13 protein-coding genes are annotated in these 18,484 nt (G+C 57.9%); 6 read left to right on the top strand and 7 right to left on the bottom strand.

Annotated features, from left to right (window positions below):
* Window positions 1–7: 7 nt before the first annotated feature.
* Window positions 8–622 carry a glycosyltransferase family 2 protein gene (locus FEM03_RS18300; protein ID WP_138087741.1) on the bottom strand — a complete coding sequence of 205 codons (615 nt, stop codon included), beginning with the start codon at window positions 620–622 and terminating at the stop codon, window positions 8–10.
* A 103-nt stretch (window positions 623–725) separates the two neighbouring features.
* Here FEM03_RS18300 and FEM03_RS18295 point away from each other — a divergent pair, with 103 nt between their 5' ends.
* Complete coding sequence (locus FEM03_RS18295) at window positions 726–2,441, top strand: glycosyltransferase family 2 protein (protein ID WP_138087740.1); 1,716 nt, start codon at window positions 726–728, stop codon at window positions 2,439–2,441.
* Between the two features lie 28 nt (window positions 2,442–2,469).
* Here FEM03_RS18295 and trpD read toward each other — a convergent pair whose 3' ends face one another.
* Window positions 2,470–3,507 carry an anthranilate phosphoribosyltransferase gene (trpD, locus tag FEM03_RS18290; RefSeq protein ID WP_138087739.1) on the bottom strand — a complete coding sequence of 346 codons (1,038 nt, stop codon included), beginning with the start codon at window positions 3,505–3,507 and terminating at the stop codon, window positions 2,470–2,472.
* A gap of 123 nt (window positions 3,508–3,630) precedes the next feature.
* Here trpD and FEM03_RS18285 point away from each other — a divergent pair, with 123 nt between their 5' ends.
* The 4 genes from FEM03_RS18285 (at window position 3,631) to FEM03_RS18270 (ending at window position 9,725) form a co-directional block, all read left to right on the top strand.
* Window positions 3,631–4,245 (top strand): TetR/AcrR family transcriptional regulator, encoded by a 615-nt coding sequence (locus FEM03_RS18285; protein ID WP_138087738.1) that lies wholly within the window; start codon window positions 3,631–3,633, stop codon window positions 4,243–4,245.
* Between the two features lie 78 nt (window positions 4,246–4,323).
* Window positions 4,324–5,079 (top strand): glucose 1-dehydrogenase, encoded by a 756-nt coding sequence (locus tag FEM03_RS18280; protein ID WP_138087737.1) that lies wholly within the window; start codon window positions 4,324–4,326, stop codon window positions 5,077–5,079.
* A 97-nt stretch (window positions 5,080–5,176) separates the two neighbouring features.
* Window positions 5,177–6,373 (top strand): efflux RND transporter periplasmic adaptor subunit, encoded by a 1,197-nt coding sequence (locus FEM03_RS18275; RefSeq protein ID WP_138087736.1) that lies wholly within the window; start codon window positions 5,177–5,179, stop codon window positions 6,371–6,373.
* Between the two features lie 169 nt (window positions 6,374–6,542).
* Window positions 6,543–9,725 (top strand): efflux RND transporter permease subunit, encoded by a 3,183-nt coding sequence (locus FEM03_RS18270; protein WP_138087735.1) that lies wholly within the window; start codon window positions 6,543–6,545, stop codon window positions 9,723–9,725.
* A 204-nt stretch (window positions 9,726–9,929) separates the two neighbouring features.
* On the opposite strand, the gene FEM03_RS18265 is transcribed toward FEM03_RS18270, so the two are convergent.
* The gene (locus FEM03_RS18265; protein WP_138087734.1) at window positions 9,930–10,379 is read right to left on the bottom strand and encodes a DMP19 family protein; all 450 of its coding nucleotides are present in this window, start codon (window positions 10,377–10,379) and stop codon (window positions 9,930–9,932) included.
* Window positions 10,380–10,871: 492 nt separating this feature from the next.
* Between FEM03_RS18265 and FEM03_RS18260 the strand changes: the two genes are divergently transcribed.
* Window positions 10,872–11,816 (top strand): fibronectin type III domain-containing protein, encoded by a 945-nt coding sequence (locus FEM03_RS18260; protein ID WP_138087733.1) that lies wholly within the window; start codon window positions 10,872–10,874, stop codon window positions 11,814–11,816.
* Window positions 11,817–11,925: 109 nt separating this feature from the next.
* Here FEM03_RS18260 and FEM03_RS18255 read toward each other — a convergent pair whose 3' ends face one another.
* From FEM03_RS18255 to FEM03_RS18240, 4 genes are all read right to left on the bottom strand, one after another.
* The gene (locus FEM03_RS18255) at window positions 11,926–13,689 is read right to left on the bottom strand and encodes a S8 family peptidase (protein ID WP_206171073.1); all 1,764 of its coding nucleotides are present in this window, start codon (window positions 13,687–13,689) and stop codon (window positions 11,926–11,928) included.
* Between the two features lie 318 nt (window positions 13,690–14,007).
* Window positions 14,008–14,802 carry a ChbG/HpnK family deacetylase gene (locus FEM03_RS18250; protein WP_138087731.1) on the bottom strand — a complete coding sequence of 265 codons (795 nt, stop codon included), beginning with the start codon at window positions 14,800–14,802 and terminating at the stop codon, window positions 14,008–14,010.
* A 16-nt stretch (window positions 14,803–14,818) separates the two neighbouring features.
* Window positions 14,819–17,098 (bottom strand): hypothetical protein, encoded by a 2,280-nt coding sequence (locus tag FEM03_RS18245; RefSeq protein ID WP_138087730.1) that lies wholly within the window; start codon window positions 17,096–17,098, stop codon window positions 14,819–14,821.
* 15 nt (window positions 17,099–17,113) lie between these two features.
* A complete protein-coding gene (locus FEM03_RS18240; RefSeq protein WP_138087729.1) occupies window positions 17,114–18,463 on the bottom strand; it encodes a clostripain-related cysteine peptidase in 1,350 nt (449 codons plus the stop codon).
* Window positions 18,464–18,484 lie beyond the last annotated feature (21 nt).

Below are 18,484 nucleotides of genomic sequence, written 5' to 3'. Positions count from 1 at the left end.
AGCGGCCTTACTTACTCGACACATAGTCATAATAGTAGAGAACCGGCTCAATTTTGTATTCCACCTGCAAAGCGCCAGCGTTTAGCATTTGCATGCAGAAATCTGCATCCTCACCAAAATTCAAACCGGGGAACTTAAACCTTCTTGCGATCTCCGTGCGAATGCAATTGAGATGGTTGGGCGGACGATAATAAACACCCTCTTCCTCGTAAATCCCAAGATAGTCGATCGAGTGCTTAAATAGCTTCGGATCCTCTCCGTCAAAAGTAATGATGCCATTCAACGAGCAGCAGTCCGGTTCCGCCTCCATAGCCTCAAGCAACAAATCGATATAGTTTTCACAGATCCGGTCGTCATCATCAATGAAACAAAGATAGTCTCCACTTGCTGCTCCCATCAATTGATTGCGCTTCTCACCGATGCTGAGTTCCACACTGTCCTCCACCAACACCTCCACAGGACGATGATCACTTTGTCTTCTTAAGTCCTCGATCAATCGAAGGAACAATGACTCGCGTTGTGGCAAGGTGGCAATGAGAATTGAAAGCATGGTGCGGCCGCGTCTTTCGACCAAACCCGTGAACTTTTCAAACAAAAGCGTTTCTTGCCAAGGCAACGGCAAGATAGCCCTTCTGACCTGGTAATTTTAACTGTGCTTGAATCTTTGGGCACTCATGCATTAGCTTGTCACCCGCTAGAACCCTCCGTTCTCTATTTTCCATTTAATGCTTTCCACCTCATCGACTCCGACCATCTCACTTCTGCATGCCACGCGAGGTCGGCCTGAACTTGCCGCCGCCACCCGGAAATCCTGGCTTGAAGCAGCTAAATCGCCCGAACAGGTGGAGCACCTCTTTGCACTTGATGCTGATGACGTTTCATCAACTGAACAGCTTTCTAATTTCTACCACTGCGTCGTAAATCAAACCAATGCCGGTTGTGTGGCTGCCTGGAATCTCGCCGCCGCCAAATCCCGGGGCTCGATCCTCATCCTGCTGTCGGATGACTGGCAAGCTCGACCCGGATGGGACCAGGAAATCATCAAGCGGCTTGGTGATCTGTCTCAACCAAAAGTGCTGCGGGTCAGCGACGGACATCGGCGTGACGACATCCTCTGTTTGGGCATCTGCACCCGCGCCCGCTACCTTCAGCAAGGAGCCATTCTGCATGAAGGTTATCAGGGCATCTATTCCGATGACGAGTTCAGCCTGCGCGCCTACCGGGATGGCGTCGTCGTGGACGCGAGAGACCTTCAATTCGTCCACGCACACCCTCACTTCAACCCCTCCATCGCCCTGGATGAAACCTACCTGCGGCAAAATTCTACTGATCGTGAGATACACGGTCGACAACTCTTTCTTCGTCGCAATCCACAAGCCCTTGGCCACTGGCTCCATCCCTCCGATCCACAACGAAAGTTCGTCCCCTGGGACCCCTCTGCTGAATTTGAATTGCCCTTGATCTCGGTCATCATGCGCTCCCACAACCGACCGCAGATGATGCGTCGTGCCGTCAACTCGGTGCGCCAGCAAAGTTACCCGAACATCGAACTCATCGTGGTCGCCCATGGGGAAGCCCTTCAATATGCGCCCGTCATCGTTGAAGAAGGTAACCCCAGCCGACATCTGCCCCTTCAAATACTCGAAGCACAGCCCACCGCCAAGCTAGGTGCCATGCTGAATGCAGGAGCCAGCACCGCCAAGGGACAGTGGCTCATCGTTCTGGACGACGACGACACCTGGCATTCTGAATGCCTGGAAAAACTTGCTTGCGGCCTGCTTGCCAAGCTCCAGCCGTCACCACGCGGTTCCGCCTGTCAGCACACCTACATCTACGAAAACATCCTGCCCGATGGCGAAATTGTTGAGACCCATCGAGTCCTCGCCACCCCCGGGTTCACCCGTCTCCTGCTCAGCGAGCACCTTGGGAACAACAGGCTGGCCATCCATTCCTTCCTCTACGAAAAATCGCTATGGCAGGAGTTGGACGGCTACGATGAATCCCTTGATGTCGCCGAGGACTGGGATTTCAGCCGCCGCTGCCTCTTGCGCGCCGACTTCCTCGTCGTCCCTCAATCGCTCGCCTACTACCATTTGCGTCCTCAAGCAGCCGATCAAACACAGACCAGCAATGCCATCAATCACGCCTACGCCAGGTCACATCTTTTGAATGGAGCAGCTCGGGTCGCCCTCAACGAACCCCAACTCGCCGCCGCCGCCCTGATCTCATCCTCCATCGCCGAGCTCCGCGATGAATTTTTTCAACTGCGCAGCCAACTGGCATCCAGAGAACAGGACATCAAGAAGCTCCAAACCCAGCTAAAGGACAGCGTCAAGAATCTCCAAAAATCCGAAAAATCCTTGGCGAAAATCCAGGCCGCCGTTTCCAATTGGAACGGTCGATCCTGGATCACCCGCGCCTTTCATCGGCTACGGGTTTGATCCAGCCATCGCGTTCGCACACCCCTTATCAAATCCACTGCTGCACCGCCTGCAATTTTGCATGCGCCGCCCCGCGCCCGATCAGTTCTTCCGCCAGTGCCTTGCCCTCCTGCAACGTCGTTGCCTTGCCCACAATCACAAAACCCGCCGCCGCGTTGAGCACCGCGATCTCGCGCTTCGGACCGCGTAAACGACCCGCCAGAATATCCTCAAGAATCGTCGCATTCTCCACCGCGCCGCCACCCACCAGATCCTCGATCTTCGCCTCAGCAAATCCTTCCGCCAGCGGGTCCAGTTCCGTCAACTCGATCCCCGCCGCTGAATACTTCGCCACCTTGTTTTTTCCCAGCGTGCTAAGTTCATCCATGCCCCGACCATCCGCCGTCGTGCCATGCACCACCCAGGCCGACTCCCTTCCCAAATCCTTCAAGATCTCCGCAAACATCGGCACCAAGCGCTCATCAAAAACCCCCAAGAGCTGATACGGCGGACGCGCCGGATTCAACAACGGACCCAGCAAATTAAAAATGCTGCGCTGCCCTTCCCCCGCCAAAATCTTTCTCGCCGCCACCACACTCTTGAATGCCGGATGATACGACGGCGCAAACACAAAACCCAGTCCCACCTCGCGCACGCACCGCGCCAGTTCCGCCGGAGGCAGATCAATCTTCACCCCCAACGCCTCCAGCACATCCGCGCCCCCGCTCTTGCTGGTGATGCCGCGATTCCCATGCTTCACAATACACACCCCGCCCGCCGCCAGGATGAACATCGCCGTGCTCGACACATTAAACAGATTCAGCTTGTCCCCACCCGTGCCCACCACATCCAGCATCGGACCGTCCAATGACTTCGGATCAATCCCCGGCACCACCGCATGCTGCAAAAATTCCTTAACAAAAGCCGAGATCTCCCCCGCCGTCTCCCCCTTCACCGCCAGCGCCTTCAAAAACGCGGCCTTGTCCTCCGACGCTGCCTCGGGGTCCAGCAAAAATCCCGTCGCCTCATGCACCTGCCCGGCATCCAAGTCCTGCCCATTCCGAAGTTGTTCCACAAAATTCTGCATATCACCACCTTGAAGGAATCCATCGACGCACGCAACTTCCGGTTTCGTTGCTCGAAATCACGACCTCAAGAAAATTGTAATTTCCGCTTGTAGTTTACCAACTAGTAAACTATAAGTCCATTCATGGGACGCACCAGCGACGCAAAAGAACGCCTTTTAAAGGCGGCGCTGGATCTTATCTGGGAACGCAGCTACGGCGTCGTCACCATCGACAACATCTGCGAAAAGGCCGGCGTCAAAAAAGGCAGCTTCTATTATTTCTTCGACTCGAAGTCCACCCTCGCCGTGGCCGCCCTTGAGGAAGACTGGCAGCAAAGCGGCAAAACCAAGTTGGACAATCTGTTCTCTGCCTCCAACCCTCCCCTTGAGCGCATCCGCGCCGCCCTTCAATCCGTCTACGATTCCCAGGTGGAGATCCAGAAAGAACACGGTCAAATACTCGGCTGCCCCTGTTTCTCCCTCGGTTCCGAAGTCAGCACCCAGGATGAAGCCATTGCCACCAAGGTGAAGGAACTCCTCCAGCGCCAGGTCCGGTATTACGAGTCCGCCATCCGTGACGCCCAAGCCGAAGGCACCCTCCCTCCCGGCGACGCCGCGCTCAAGGCAAAATCCCTCTTCGCTTTCATCGAAGGCAGCCTTACTCAAGCGCGCATCCACAACGACCTCGACTTCCTCCGCACCCTTCCCGACACCGCCATGGACATGCTCGGTGCCAAGCGCCTTGAGTCCACTCATTAGGCAGGCTCCCGCCTTTTTTTCGCAGCTTTTTGTTTACTATACAGTCAACTACACCCGTAACTCATCCAAACTAACACCATGAAAACCGATAACCTCATCAACAAAGTCGCCCTCGTCACCGGAGCCTCCAAAGGCATTGGAGCCGCCATCGCCAAGCACCTCGCCGCCGCTGGAGCATCCGTCGCCGTCAACTACGCCTCCAGCAAAACCGGGGCCGATCAAGTCGTCGCCGAAATCACCGCCGCCGGAGGCAAAGCCGTCGCCGTCCAGGGCGACCTCGCCAAACCCGAAGACATCACCCGCCTCGTCGCGGAAACCGTCGCCGCCTTCGGTAAAATCGACATTCTCGTCAACAACGCCGGCGTCTACGAGTTCGGCCCCTTGGAAGACATCACCCCCGAACACTTCCATCGCCAGTTCGACGTCAACGTGCTCGGCCTGCTGCTCACCACTCAGGAAGCCGTGAAACACTTCCCTGAAACCGGCGGCAGCGTCATCAACATCGGCTCCACCATCACCAGCGTCAAATTTGCCACCACCGCCGTTTACACCGGCACCAAAGCCGCCGTGGACGTGATCACCTCCGTCCTCTCCAAAGAACTCGGAGCCCGGAAGATTCGCGTCAATTCCGTCAACCCCGGCATGGTTGAAACCGAAGGCACCCACACCGCCGGCGTTATCGGATCGGACATGGAAAAGAACGTCGTCGCCACCACCCTGCTCGGCCGCATCGGCCAGCCCGATGACATCGCCAAAGTCGTCACCTTCATCGCCTCCGACGACGCCGGCTGGATCACCGGCGAGCTCCTCAACGTCAACGGCGGCCTGGCCTGATCCACAATCAAAAAAATCCGGTAGGGATGCGCTGCGTCGCGTCCCAAACCATCCGCTCCCAATCTTCAATTGCGGACGCAGCACACCCATCACCACCATGAAAACCAAAACATCTCTCCGCATCGTCCTGGTGCTCTCGCTCCTCGTCGCCGCCGTCCTCATCCTCCAGGCCCGAGCCAGCAACGGCGAACCCGCTGCCACCGCTGCCACCGCTGCCGCCGCTGCATCTCCCGCCCCCAAGGTCACCGTCGCCCAGGTCGAACAACAAAACGTGGTCGAACACCGCGAACTCCTCGGTCGTGTCGATGCCATCGAAACCGTCGAAGTCCGCCCCCGCGTCTCCGGCCACATCCAATCCGTCAACCTGCACCCCGGACAAGACGTCCAACAAGGCGACCTCCTCTTCACCATCGACCCCCGCTGGTATCAGGCCGCCTTCGACCTCGCCCAATCCACCGTCAACCGCGCCAAAGTCCGCGTCCGCATCGCCGAACGCGACGCCCAACGCTCCAACGAACTCCTCAAAAACCGCGCCATCTCCGTCGAAGAAGCCGAAACCCGCACCTCGCTTCTCGACGAAACCCGCGCCGAACTCCTCGCCGCCGAAGCCAGTCTCGCCACCGCCCAGCTCGACCTTGAACACACCCAGGTCCGCGCCCCCATCAGCGGCCGCATCAACCGTGCCTACGTCACCTCCGGCAACCTGATCTCCGGCGCCCCCGGCTCCGCCACCCTGCTCACCACCATCGTCTCCAACGGTGACGTCTACGTCTACGCCGATGTCGACGAAGCCACCCTGCTCACCTTCAACCAGATCAACCGCGCCAAAGACAACACCAACAAAGCCGCCATCCCCGTCACCATGCAGCTCACCGGCGAAACCGACTACCCCCATCACGGCCGCATCGAATCCTCCGACAACCGCCTCGATCCCGCCACCGGCAGCCTCGTCCTGCGCATGGTCTTCCCCAATCCCGACGGCAAACTCGTCCCCGGCCTCGCCGCCCGCGTCATGCTCCCCATCAGCAGCGCCGAACCCAAACTCCTCGTCAACGAACGCGCCATCGGCACCAACCAAAGCCAGAAATTCGTCCTCACCGTCAACGACACCAACACCGTCGCTTATCGCACCGTCAAACTCGGCCCCATCGTCAACGGCAAACGCATCATCCGCGACGGCCTCACCCCCGCCGACCGCATCATCATCAACGGTCTCCAACGCGTCAGCGCCGGCATGACCGTCACCCCCGAGACCATCGACTCCGTCGCCGTCACACAAGCCTCCAACCTGTAAGACGTGACACAGGCTTTCAGCCTGTGGGTGAGACAGGCATTTTGCTTGTCCCGAACGTCTCCACGTCCCCTCCCTTCCCAAAATCCCCACCCGGCCCATCCCTACAGGCTGCAAGCCTGTCCCACCCACAGGCAAAATGCCTGTGCCACATCCCCTCCCATCCACCGCCATGAACTTCTCCGACTTCTTCATCAAACGCCCCATCTTCGCTGGCGTCCTCTCCATCATCACCCTGCTCATCGGCGGCATCGCCCTCTGGCTCCTCCCCGTCAGCGAATACCCCGAAGTCGTCCCCCCCACCGTCGTCGTCACCGCCCGCTACCCCGGTGCCAACCCCAAAACCATCGCCGAAACCGTCTCCACCCCCCTCGAACAAGCCATCACCGGCGTCGAGAACTCCCTCTACATGTTCTCCCAAGCCACCACCGATGGCGTGATGACCCTCACCATCACCTTCAAGCTCGGCACCGACCCCGACAAAGCCCAGGTCCAGGTGCAAAATCGCGTCGCCCAGGCCGAACCTAAACTCCCAGAAGAAGTCCGCCGCATCGGCGTCAACACCCTCAAAAGTTCGCCGGACATGACCCTCGTTGTCCACCTCTTCTCCCCCGATGGACGCTATGATGACGTCTTCGTCCGCAACTACGCCACCCTGCAAGTGCGCGACGTCCTCGCCCGCCTCCCCGGCGTCGGCCAGGTCCAACTGTTCGGCTCCGGCGACTACGCCATGCGCATCTGGCTCGACCCCAACAAAGTCGCCTCACGCAACCTCACCGCCTCCGACGTCGTCGCCGCCATCCGCGAACAAAACGTGCAGGTCGCCGCCGGCTCCGTCGGCCAGCAACCCAATCCCAACGCCGCCGAAACCGAACTCCTCATCAACACCAAAGGCCGCCTCATCACCGAAGAAGAATTCGAAAACATCGTCATCAAAATCGGCACCCGCGGCGAACGCGTCCTCCTCCGCGACATCGCCCGCGTCGAACTCGCCGCCTCCGAATACGCCCTCCGTTCCCTCCTCAACAACAAAGCCTCCGTCGGCCTGCCCGTCTTCCAACTCCCCGGCACCAACTCCCTCGAACTCTCCAGCCAGGTCCGCGAAACCATGGCCGTCCTCAAAAAAGACTTCCCCGAAGGCCTCGACTACGCCTTCGCTTACGATCCCACCGTCTTCGTCCGCCACTCCATCAAAGCCGTCGTCCACACCCTCCTCGAAGCCGTCGCCCTCGTCGTTCTTGTCGTCCTCATCTTCCTGCAAACCTGGCGCGCCTCCATCATCCCCCTCGCCGCCGTCCCCGTCTCATTGATCGGCACCTTCGCCATCATGAGCGCCCTCGGCTTCTCCATCAACGCCCTCTCGCTCTTCGGACTCGTCCTCGCCATCGGCATCGTCGTCGATGACGCCATCGTCGTGGTCGAAAACGTCGAACGCAACATCGCCCTCGGCCACTCCCCCGTCGAAGCCACCAAAATCGCCATGCGCGAAGTCACCGGCCCCATCGTCGCCACCGCGCTCGTCCTCTCCGCCGTCTTCATCCCCACCGCCTTCATCCCCGGCCTCAGCGGACAATTTTATAAACAGTTCGCCATCACCATCGCCATCTCCACCATCATCTCCGCGATCAACTCCCTCACCCTCTCCCCCGCCCTCAGCGCCCTCCTTCTCAAAGATCACCACGCCCCCAAGGACTGGCTCTCACGCGCCATGGACAAAACCTTTGGCTGGTTCTTCCGACCCTTCAACCGCTTCTTCGAATGGGCCTCCCATCAATACTCCAACGGCGTCGCCCGCCTCATCCGCGTCAGCGCCATCGGCCTCCTCGTCTACGGCGGCCTCCTTTTCCTCACCTGGAAATCCTTCAGCGCCGTCCCAGCCGGATTCGTCCCCGCCCAGGACAAACAATACCTCATCGCCTTCGCCCAACTCCCTGAAGGTGCCTCCATCGAACGCACCGACGCCGTCATCCGCCGCATGAGCGAGATCGCCATGAAACACCCCGGCGTCGCCGACGTCATCGCCTTCCCCGGCCTCTCCATCAACGGCTTCACCAACAGCCCCAACTCCGGCATCGCCTTCACCACCCTCAAACCCTTCGAAGAACGCCACACCCCCGAACTCTCCGGCACCGCCATCGCCCAACAACTGCAAGCCGAATTCGGCGACGTCCAGGACGCCTTCATCGCCATCTTCACCCCGCCCCCCGTCAACGGACTCGGCACCACCGGCGGCTTCAAATTCTACGTCTCCGACCGCGCCGATCTCGGATACGACGAACTCTACACCGCCACCCAGGCCCTCATCGCCAAAGCCAACCAAACCCCCGGACTCGCTGGCCTCTTCACCAGCTACACCGTCAACAACCCCCAGCTCGAAGCCGAAGTCGACCGAGCCAAAGCCAAACAACAAGGCATCCCCTTGGCCAACATCTTCGAGACCATGCAAATCAACCTCGGCTCCCTTTACGTCAACGACTTCAACCGCTTCGGCCGCACCTATCAAGTCATCGCCCAGGCCGACGCCGAATTCCGCACCGGAGCCGCCGACATCACCCGCTTAAAAACCCGCAACCAAAACGGCGAAATGGTCCCCCTCGGTTCCCTCATGAGCGTCAACGAAACCTACGGACCCGACCGCGCCATGCGTTACAACGGCTACCGCGCCGCCGAGATTAACGGCATGCCCGCCCCCGGCTACAGCTCCGGCGAGGCCGAAGCCATCATGGAAAAACTCGCCGCCGAAACCCTCCCCAAAGGCATGGTGCTCGACTGGACCGAACTCACCTATCAAAAGATCCTCGTCGGCAACACCGGCATGCTCATCTTCCCCATCAGCATCCTCTTGGTCTTCCTCGTCCTCGCCGCCCAATACGAAAGCTTCCGCCTTCCCTTCGCCGTCCTGTTGATCGTCCCCATGGCCCTCCTCTCCGCCATGGTCGGCGTCTGGCTCACCGATGGCGACAACAACATCTTCACCCAGATCGGCCTCATCGTCTTGATCGGCCTCGCCGCCAAAAACGCCATCCTCATCGTCGAATTCGCCGTCAAACTCCGCGAAGAAGGCAAAGGCATCGTCGAATCCGCCCTGGAAGCCAGCCGTCTCCGACTCCGTCCCATCCTCATGACCAGCATCGCCTTCATCGCCGGCGTCTTCCCCTTAGTGATCGCCTCCGGAGCCGGCGCCGAAATGCGCCAAGCCATGGGCGTCGCCGTCTTCGCCGGCATGATCGGCGTCACCATCTTCGGCCTGTTCCTCACCCCCATCTTCTACGTCGTCCTGGAAAAGCTCGGCGTGAAGAAAACCAAACCCACTACCGAGTCCACCCCAAACCTCATCCATGTCGAAGCCAGCTAAGTTTTCCTGACCGCCTAATCGATCCGACAAACTCAATTCAAGTCTTCCCCCACGACGAAGTCGTCCTGGACTGCTGCGGCCCGCCGCAGCTGTAGGGAGCGCAGCCTGCTGCGCCGCAGCGCGAGTCGCGATCCCGCCTCGATCAAAACCGGCAGGCCGGTTCCGAAACTGCTGCGGCAAGCCGCAGCACTCCACAGCGCATGATTAGGCGATTGGTCGGAATTCGTGTTGATGCTGTCGCGCATATGGTCCGAGATGAAGGGGAAGCTGGAAAATCTCGCTTCCGGCGGCCGTAAACTGCTTTGCGATCTCGTCAAATCGATCACCGTCGGGCCCGGCGTTGCCAAGGGAGAAAGGATCGGGCATGTGGCGCAAGTAGATAGCCTTGGCCTCGACAAACAGGTCGGCCAAAGTTCGAAGGCCCATTTCACGAAGTGCTTGTTCGACCCGGACGCAGTCCGAAAGCGAATACTGCTGGTAGAAAAGGTCGAAGAATCCCTGGCCCCAAATCTCCGCAAGCATGTGATGAAGCTTTAGGAACAGGTCTTCCGCCGGTGTGAGCTTCTGACGGGCGATGGAGAACTTATAGAGGATGAAGTAGCCGAGTTCCTCTGCAAGAGTTGAAGGCTCCTCAATCTGGAAGATCTCATCCAACGTGGGCGGAGAATCCCAAGTATTCGTTTCGGAATGGTAGCCTCTCATGCGCGCTTGGCGTAGTGTTAAAGGACGGAAAAAACGTGTCTAGGAAAAAGTCTAGGCCATCCACGGCGGGGATGGAAGCTTGAATTCAATTTACGACGTTACCCGCCGTTGGATGAGCCGGTTGGGCTTCTTCATCCTGGATTGATCGGACCTCCAATCATCCGACAGCCCAGAGTCCATATTTCAAGAGGTTCTGACAATTTATCGAATCCTTTATCAAGATAAAATCCTATGCCGTCAAATTCTGCGCGTCTGGTATCAGCAAGCACATTTGCATCCTGGTCCACCTAGTGCTTAAGCAAAAACCGGCACGTGAAAATTCCTTTCCCTGCCACCTAACAACCCCCGAAACCCTCCCCAATACCGCCCACTTTGTCTGGTGATGCGGCCATGCATGGGAAGGCCCAAGGGGTATCTCATGCATAAAAACAAATACAAAATATCATGGCCTCCAACGAAATTCCCGATTCCTACGACGACATCGTCTCCCTCGCCCAAGATGCCGCCGACGGTGCCCAAACCCACGGCGCTGCCATCAGCCTCTCCCAAAACACCGAAGCAAAAATTCGCACCGACTTCATCAACCTCATCGGCGATCCCACGGCCGTCCCGCCCGTTCCCGGCAAACAAGGCATCTTTACCGCCGCCAAATCCGCGAAACCCGCCAAAACCCTCCTCAAAAACCAGGCCGAACGCAACGCGCGGGCCTTCGCCACCACCGCCGTCAACATCCTCAAACCCCACCTCGGCACCCAGTGGAACAGCCAGTGGCAGGCCGCTGGTTTCGTCAGCGGCTCTCTCGCCATCCCTGATAATCCCCTGCCTCTCCTCGGCCAGTTGCGCGATTATTTCACTGCCAATCCCACCCACGAGAATGCCCCGCTCAACATCACCGCCGCCCTCGCCCAAGCGCAAATCGCCGCCCTGTCTGGTGCCCGCAGCGCTGCCAATGCCAGCCTCGCCGCCATGGGCAACGCCAAGGCGGAAAGGGACAGTGCCCAAAAAACTCTTTATAAACGCATGAGTGGTCTCCTTGCCGAACTCTCCCAACTCCTCACTCCCGACGATCCGCTCTGGTATGCCTTTGGTTTCGACCGCCCCGCCGACGGACAACAACCCGGCCCCATCGACGACCTCGTCCTCACTCCCGGCAGCGCCGGCATGGTTTACGCCGATTGGGAAGACGCCCGCCGCGCCGCCCGCTACCGCGTCTTCAAACAGATCTCCGGCACCGATCCCGCCCCCGTGCAGGTCGCCAACGCCGTCATTGAAAGCGAATACACCCTCACCGCCCTCCCCAGCGGCGCGAACGTGCAGATCACCATCACCGCCTTCAATGATGCGGGTGAAGGCGCATTACCCGCCACCGCCTCCATTTTGGTGCCTTAGCGAAACCAAATGCTGACTTCAGCTCGCCCCACCAAAAGCCAGCCTGGCAACCGACGGGTGCTTTCTTCCCTTATGATGGCTGAAAGCACCCGGCTTTCGGATGGTGCAATTAGGACAAGGCATCGGTCAGCTGCCGGGAGGCGCAGGAACGCAGGAGCAATGCGGCATCCTCCAAACACTCTTCATGAGCACGGGCATTGACTGCGGTCGTCCGGGTGGAAGCTGATGCACCAGACCGGCGCGTCGTGGGCGCTGGGGAATCACTGGCTTCCAATTCCAATTCAGGGTTCAACAGTTTGGCCAGCACAGGACGATCAAAGAGCAGGTAGGCCAGCTCCCCGTGCAGCCCGGCGGGTGAAGCCCCGGAAGTTGCCCCGGCTCGAGCCCGTGGGGAGGGCGGCCCACTGCGGACAGACGCACGCGAGTTAACCAGCTGAAACACGCCGCCCACGAAGGAACCGGCCCAAGCATGTTTTTTCTTTTTCCAGCCCAAGACGCCTTTTGCTGGAAGAGGTGCCTCAAGGAGTTTTTTGGCATCAAGAATACCGGGCCCCATCAACTTGGTATTCCATCCTGGAGGACGGCGATAGGCCACGGTCTCAAGCAGTTTGGCAAAGGCTTGGGGCACGTAACTAGCTGCGCCATAGTGCTTGGTCAATGCTTTGCGCCCGCCGTGATGGGCGAGCCAGCAGGCGGCGAGTCCAGCCACGGTCGGCGTGGCGAATGATGTTCCGTCCCCACGAATGACGCCGTCTGGCGGGGGATTGGCAGGAGTCAGTGAACCCGTGACCGCAGCAGCCCTCCATATACTTTGGGCGGGTGCCGTGATGTTGACCTCCGGGCCGCGTGAAGAGCCGCTCCAGATCTCTTCCTGGCAATTGCATCCCGCCACCGCGATCACCTGATCAAGAGCCGCAGGCCATACGACAAGTGGGGTCACATTGTTCGATCCAATCTGGTTGCCTGCCGCACAACAAATGATCACCCCATCCTCCGCCGCACGTGCCACGACTTGGTCGAGATACTTTGTCTTGGATGGCGGGCCACCCATGCTCATGGTGATCACATCACACCCTGCTTCATGAGCATGCCGGATGCCTTCTGCAATCCTCACGGGTTCAAAATGCACCACGGATGGATTGATCCGGAAAGGAATGATTTTTGCATCTCGCGCGGAGCCACTGAGTTTCTTGTGGCCGGTCAGAATGCTGATGGTGGAGGTGCCGTGTCCGGGATTCAGGAATTTGCCCTGAATCATCGGATCAAGCGGCTTGTTGCCGACGACAGGATGTTGCGGATCATAGAGATTGCGCCCCTTGTTGAGCAGGATGTGTTGGTTGTTGATTGGAAGTTCCGCATGATAGGTAATCCCTGTGTCCAACTGCCCGATGGTAACGCCCTTGCCATGGGCCGGTTTGCCCGATTGCTTCGAGAATGCCCAAGCGGCTGGCGCATTGATGAGGTTCAGGTGCCAGGAGATTTGAGTTGAACATGAAAGGTGGGAATCTGCCCCGGCGGAGCTTCTGACGGTAGAACGGAAATCCGGTGTTTCTCCACCAATCTCCGGAGGGGCCGGAATCCACTCGATGTCAGGTTCCGCATTTTCTATGGCTTTCGTCTCATCCAATTGATGGCTAAGCGACCATGCCTCGGGAACGGACAATATCACATTGGGGTTGGTTGCCCGATAACAGTTCAAATGAGGATCGAGGCGGGTGATTTGCCATTTTTCGCCGAGCAGATCTTTCACTGCGGAGGCCACTTCATCTTCATTGTCGCCGTGGCCGTCGATTAAAAATCCCCTGACGCTGTTACCCGGAGCGGATATTTCCAATTGAGCAAGCTCCTCTTTCGACAATGGCAATGCCTCCAACGCCGCCTTGGTTGGAGTGGCCCGGGTGAGCGAACGTGTGTCCGGCTCGCCGAGAATGGAATCCAGAATCCTTGCAATGATTCTCCTCCGCAATTCACCTGGAAGCGCCCTCGCCGCTGGAAATTCGTTGATCAACGTGGCATCAGCCGCGAGAACGATTTTCTCGCGGATTTCGGGGGAACCAAGGAGTTCCCCAGCGAATTCCGGGAGGATGCGCTGGATGACGGTGCGAATGGGCGAGAGCACCCTGGCGGCAAGAGTTGGCTGAGTGGGCATGATGTTTGGCTGGTTGAGTTGACGACACTGAAGACTGAAATTTCAAGGAAAGACCAGGGCGCTGACACGACGCTGGATTTGAGGAACGAGATCGACCAACTCAAGCAATGCTGTCTGATCAGTGCTTGAGTCGGTGAGCTTTCTTCCGCGTCCGGGGTGGAAGAAAAATTCGTGGAAACCACTGCCCAATTTTGCAATGGCGGCGGCAATGGTGGATGCGTCATTTTCAAAGGTGGAGTCGAGACCCCAGAGCGTGTCATTGTGCCATCCGCTCCAATTCTGTTTGAAGATGCGGCTCTCCATCAAGTCCACCAACCAGTCGCGCGTGGCAATCACCGGGTCAGGCGCGGCGAAGGGGAAAAGACGGGTTTCACCCAATCTCAACCATCCCTTGAAATCCGGGAACTGGTGCTCAAGTTGTTCAGCGAACAGCTCAAGGAACTGGTGGTTTGCATGAAAATGATAATGGCTGTTGATGAAATGGAGGGGCAGCCCGGTTTCTTTGTAGGCTTGCAATTGTGCATTCACTTCTGCGAGTGCGATCTCCTGGATATGGGGCAAGAACAACGTGGTGTTGATCAAAATGTCCTCGGGCCAGAGACGCGGCCAGGCTGGCCTGCTGCATGGTGCACAGTCCCGATCCGAAGCAAAAAGGTGCAGCCCCACCCGCAGGCTGGGATTCGCTCTGGCATAGTTCACGGCTTGTTGGGTGTATCGCTGACCCATCATGATGCCTGCCGCATCAATCGCATTTTTTTCATGCAGCTGTGTGATCGCTTCATGAATGGGTTCAGAGAGCCCCCAGTCATCTGCGTTAAAAACAATGATTCTGCTCATGGATGCTGGGGATTCATCAGGCAACGATTCCCTGGTAAATGATGGCCAGGGGAGTGACGCCCTTTTCGCGGGCGGTTTGCACGTCCAGCATGCCGTCGAAGTTTTCTGGTGTCAGCTCGATCAGCGCGTTCTCCGCATCAATGACGGCATCCGTGTAGGAACGCTGCTTGGGAATGAAGGTGGTTTCCAGTGGCAGCAACGATCCCTGTTCGATGGCTTCCCGAATCAAGGTGAGGTGGTAATCTTCCGCAAACATCCAGGGTTCTTTGATTTTGCTTTGAACCCCACCGATGTCGGTCTTTGCAGCGGGAAGACCTCCCGCAAAAGAAGCATGTGCGATTAATCCATCCAAACCGGTGAGAAACTTCCTTCTCGCCTGTTCCTCCAGCCAGCAGCCGGCGAAAGCATGATTTTTGGTGAGGAACACCACGGAATGAATGCCGACATGTTCCCAGCAAGCCGCGAGAAAAAGTGCCAGCTCAATGCAGGTGCCACGTCTGGCGCGGAGGATTTCTTCAGGCGTGCGCAGGCGCTGCGAACGACGGATGTAGGTGGGTGGAGGATTAACGTAATCCAGCCGCAACGCCAGCTGCATCGCCGACCAGAAAGCACGCGTTTGCATGACCACCGCACGCGAAGTGCTCGGATGAAAGCTGGACTGGTATCCATCGAATCCCGCATGGGGGTGATCGCTGAGTGCCCTTAAAAAAGGTTGGGCGGTGGTGATCACCTCCCGGACTGCAGGATCTCTCGGGAAGACAAAAGAGGGCAACAGGTGTCTGCCCGTTTCATCGTCCCGCCATTCGTCACAAGGCAGAAGGATGATCGATTGCAATCGATGAAAAATTCGCGTGGTTCCGCAGAAGATGGTGATTTGCAGGGTGCCAAGCAGAGACTCTCCGCGTTGCCTCAACATTTGCCCGCCGAGCGGCAACATCACTTGCGATGCCAGGTCCTGCTGGCGATCGGCTTCGACTGGCAGGGTGGCATAAAATCGGCATTCCGCGGGTCTGTCCATGCCCGTGTCGAGGCTGATGATCACTTCCAGCGGAGGAATCTCCCCGGCCCTGATTTTGGTGATCGCAAAGGTTTTGAACAAACCGCCCCGGCTGTTGTGGAGCAAGGAGTAATTGAAGGTCTCCTCCAACGCGCAGGTCACGGGAAGGGCTTTAAGCAAATCGGCCTTCGGAATAGACTTTGCGGTGGCGGTCGACGTGGGGATGGTGCTGGCGGAGACCTGTCGGGAAGTCGGGCGGGGCGGGGCGGTTGTCGTGGCAATCAAGCTCACTGATGACCACAGAGTGATTACCCCCAGATCATCGGGTCTTTGTAACAAATCATTCGCGGCGAGACCCGCGCGAAAGGCGTCGAGAACATTTTGCGACTTTTCCCATACCTTATAAAATGCACCGAAGAAAACGGGAATGGCGGTGTCCACCACCATGCCATGAAATCCAAGCGCATATTTAACCCCGTGGGCTACTGTCAGAGGAGCGAGTCTCCTGCCGGTGTAGCAGGCGCTGTAAACAATCATTTCGGCTCCGGTTTGAGCAAGGGCTTCGGCCACCCGCATGGGGTTCTGTTGGACGGGTTCCACTTTGGCCGGTTCTCCCCCTGAACCCCCGCTTTCTTCGTCTTCATGGTAATCCGACACCAGATGAAGCAACCGACACCTGGTGGTGCTTAACTCGCTAAGCGCATCCACCTTCTTGATGGGTATCTGCAAGCTCAAAGCCGCCTTGATCGCCGCGTATTCCGTATGGTAGTCGAAGCCCAATGCGTCTGCTGCATTGGTCACGGCAAAAAGCGCACCGTGATTGGTCGGAGTTTTCCTGGGAACGCCGCCAAGCACCCGGACCACGGTAAAATGCTTGATCTTGTTTTTGATGCGTTCTTCCTTGGTCGCCAGGGCCAACAACTCTTCCCACGGAAAGATTCGCGCCGCCCATCCCTTGTTCTCCGTCTCCCACGGAATCGTCACCTCCACGATGCCGCTGGTGGCGGCCGCCGAAATGAACTTCTCCACTTGGGATTGGGTCACCAGGCCAGAGCTGGCAAGATCGAGGATGGCTTTGTGAGCATGGGCACGCCATGAAACCACTTCTTCCTGTTGGTTGTCCTGCCGCCCTTTGTCCGAGGCAAGCAACCGGTTCCAAGCCAGGGCTCGAGGATAAAGGACTCGATCCACCACGGTGGCGGTGAGGGTTGTCCCGCCAGGCTCACGCAGCACCACCTGATAGGGCTGCGCAGGGCGGGAAGCGGTTGGCTTCGATTTTGAAGACTTCTTTTTGGCCATGACGAATCGGGGTTGTTACTTGGCTCTTGCGTTGAGAAACTTGGCCCAGCCTCCTTGAGCAAAGTCCAGAGTCACATACAACTCCGAGACTTTGCCGTGAGGAAGGTAGACTGAGAGACCGTGTGAATTGGCTACTGATGGATTCGGTGCCGCATTACAAAACACGCAGTCTGCGACTGCTTCCTCGACCGCTTTTGCCAATGCCTCACAAGGCGGATATCTTTTGGCAAGGCGTATGACCAAATCGCTCAAGTCGGCATACTGCGCTTTGCCATTCGGTCCATCGTCATACCGCTGCACACGTCGGCAGATGCCTTCTACCGCGCTGATCAGGTCTGCATCGTCTCTGTTGTATCCCCTCGCAAGGAAATCCCCGAGCGCATGAGTTGCCGTTTGCACGGCAGTGAGTTTGCCCAGATCGAAAGCGGACTGTGTCACCAGTTCATCACTGGCATAGGATCTCACAAACTCGGTCACAATGGTTTGGCACAATGCATGGCCATCCATCGCGGGATTTTTTTCGAGGGCCGCGAGAATCTTCTGATAGGGCCAGCCGTCTGCTGGTTCCAGTTCCTGCGAGCCGCAGAAAACTTCGGCGGCATCCCTGACCTGCATGCCGACTTCCACCATGCTCATCAAGCAGGCGTCCATGCCAATCACATCAAATTTGCGACCGATGGAGTTGCTTACCTCATGGAGCACCTCCTTCATCTCGACGCTGTCCAGAAAGTCCTGTGCACCGTCGTCAAAGGCGATCGCACGGCGCTGGGCGCCAACGCCCTCAAACTGAAAAGCTGCTTTGGAGAGAAAAAAAGATCCCCGGTTCCGACTCGCAGAAGTTCCGCGCCTCACCGTGAAACTCGCGCGTCGGGCTGTCACATCTTCATCCGCCACGGCGACCAACGCAGGGATCAAACGACGCCTGCGTGCTTCGGCGTAAATGTCCGTGTCATCCCAACCCGAGCCATGATTCCACAACACCACCATGAGCCGTTTGGCGGGATATTTTTGAATTCCCCACTTAAGGAAACTTCTTAAAACTTCAGGATCTCCGGTGTTGATGATGCCAAGGTTCTCCACCACATCCTCCTGCAGAGAAGTGCCTTTTCGCAAACGGTAGCGGCAGGCGGCTTTCTCCTTTTGTGTCGTGTCTCGTTGCACGATCAGATTCAACTGGTCGCTGGAGCCAACCTGCTTCATCTCCCATACGTCGCTACCACCGAAGGAATCCAGATCATTGTCGCCTGCCATGTAAACCAGGATGGTCCAATCCGCTGGTGCTGACCCGGTCACTTTTTTGGCTGCCTTTTTTGCTGCCTTTTTTGCTGCCTTTTTTGCTGCTTTTTTTGCTGCTTTTTTGGCCATAGGAGTAGTTGGTTGAGGATG

Origin of the sequence: Phragmitibacter flavus (assembly GCF_005780165.1) — a bacterium.
GTDB classification, from domain to species: Bacteria; Verrucomicrobiota; Verrucomicrobiia; order Verrucomicrobiales; family Verrucomicrobiaceae; genus Phragmitibacter; species Phragmitibacter flavus.
Note: the sequence above shows the minus strand (reverse complement) of the source record. Positions and strands in the feature narration are given on the sequence as shown.

What these genes read in the sequence shown, in the direction of transcription:
- FEM03_RS18295 (WP_138087740.1), top strand. Translation starts at nt 726, where the DNA reads ATGCTTTCCACCTCATCGACTCCGACCATCTCACTTCTGCATGCCACG.
- trpD (WP_138087739.1), bottom strand. Translation starts at nt 3,507, where the DNA reads ATGCAGAATTTTGTGGAACAACTTCGGAATGGGCAGGACTTGGATGCC.
- FEM03_RS18285 (WP_138087738.1), top strand. Translation starts at nt 3,631, where the DNA reads ATGGGACGCACCAGCGACGCAAAAGAACGCCTTTTAAAGGCGGCGCTG.
- FEM03_RS18280 (WP_138087737.1), top strand. Translation starts at nt 4,324, where the DNA reads ATGAAAACCGATAACCTCATCAACAAAGTCGCCCTCGTCACCGGAGCC.
- FEM03_RS18275 (WP_138087736.1), top strand. Translation starts at nt 5,177, where the DNA reads ATGAAAACCAAAACATCTCTCCGCATCGTCCTGGTGCTCTCGCTCCTC.
- FEM03_RS18270 (WP_138087735.1), top strand. Translation starts at nt 6,543, where the DNA reads ATGAACTTCTCCGACTTCTTCATCAAACGCCCCATCTTCGCTGGCGTC.
- FEM03_RS18260 (WP_138087733.1), top strand. Translation starts at nt 10,872, where the DNA reads ATGGCCTCCAACGAAATTCCCGATTCCTACGACGACATCGTCTCCCTC.
- FEM03_RS18250 (WP_138087731.1), bottom strand. Translation starts at nt 14,802, where the DNA reads ATGAGCAGAATCATTGTTTTTAACGCAGATGACTGGGGGCTCTCTGAA.
- FEM03_RS18245 (WP_138087730.1), bottom strand. Translation starts at nt 17,098, where the DNA reads ATGGCCAAAAAGAAGTCTTCAAAATCGAAGCCAACCGCTTCCCGCCCT.
- FEM03_RS18240 (WP_138087729.1), bottom strand. Translation starts at nt 18,463, where the DNA reads ATGGCCAAAAAAGCAGCAAAAAAAGCAGCAAAAAAGGCAGCAAAAAAG.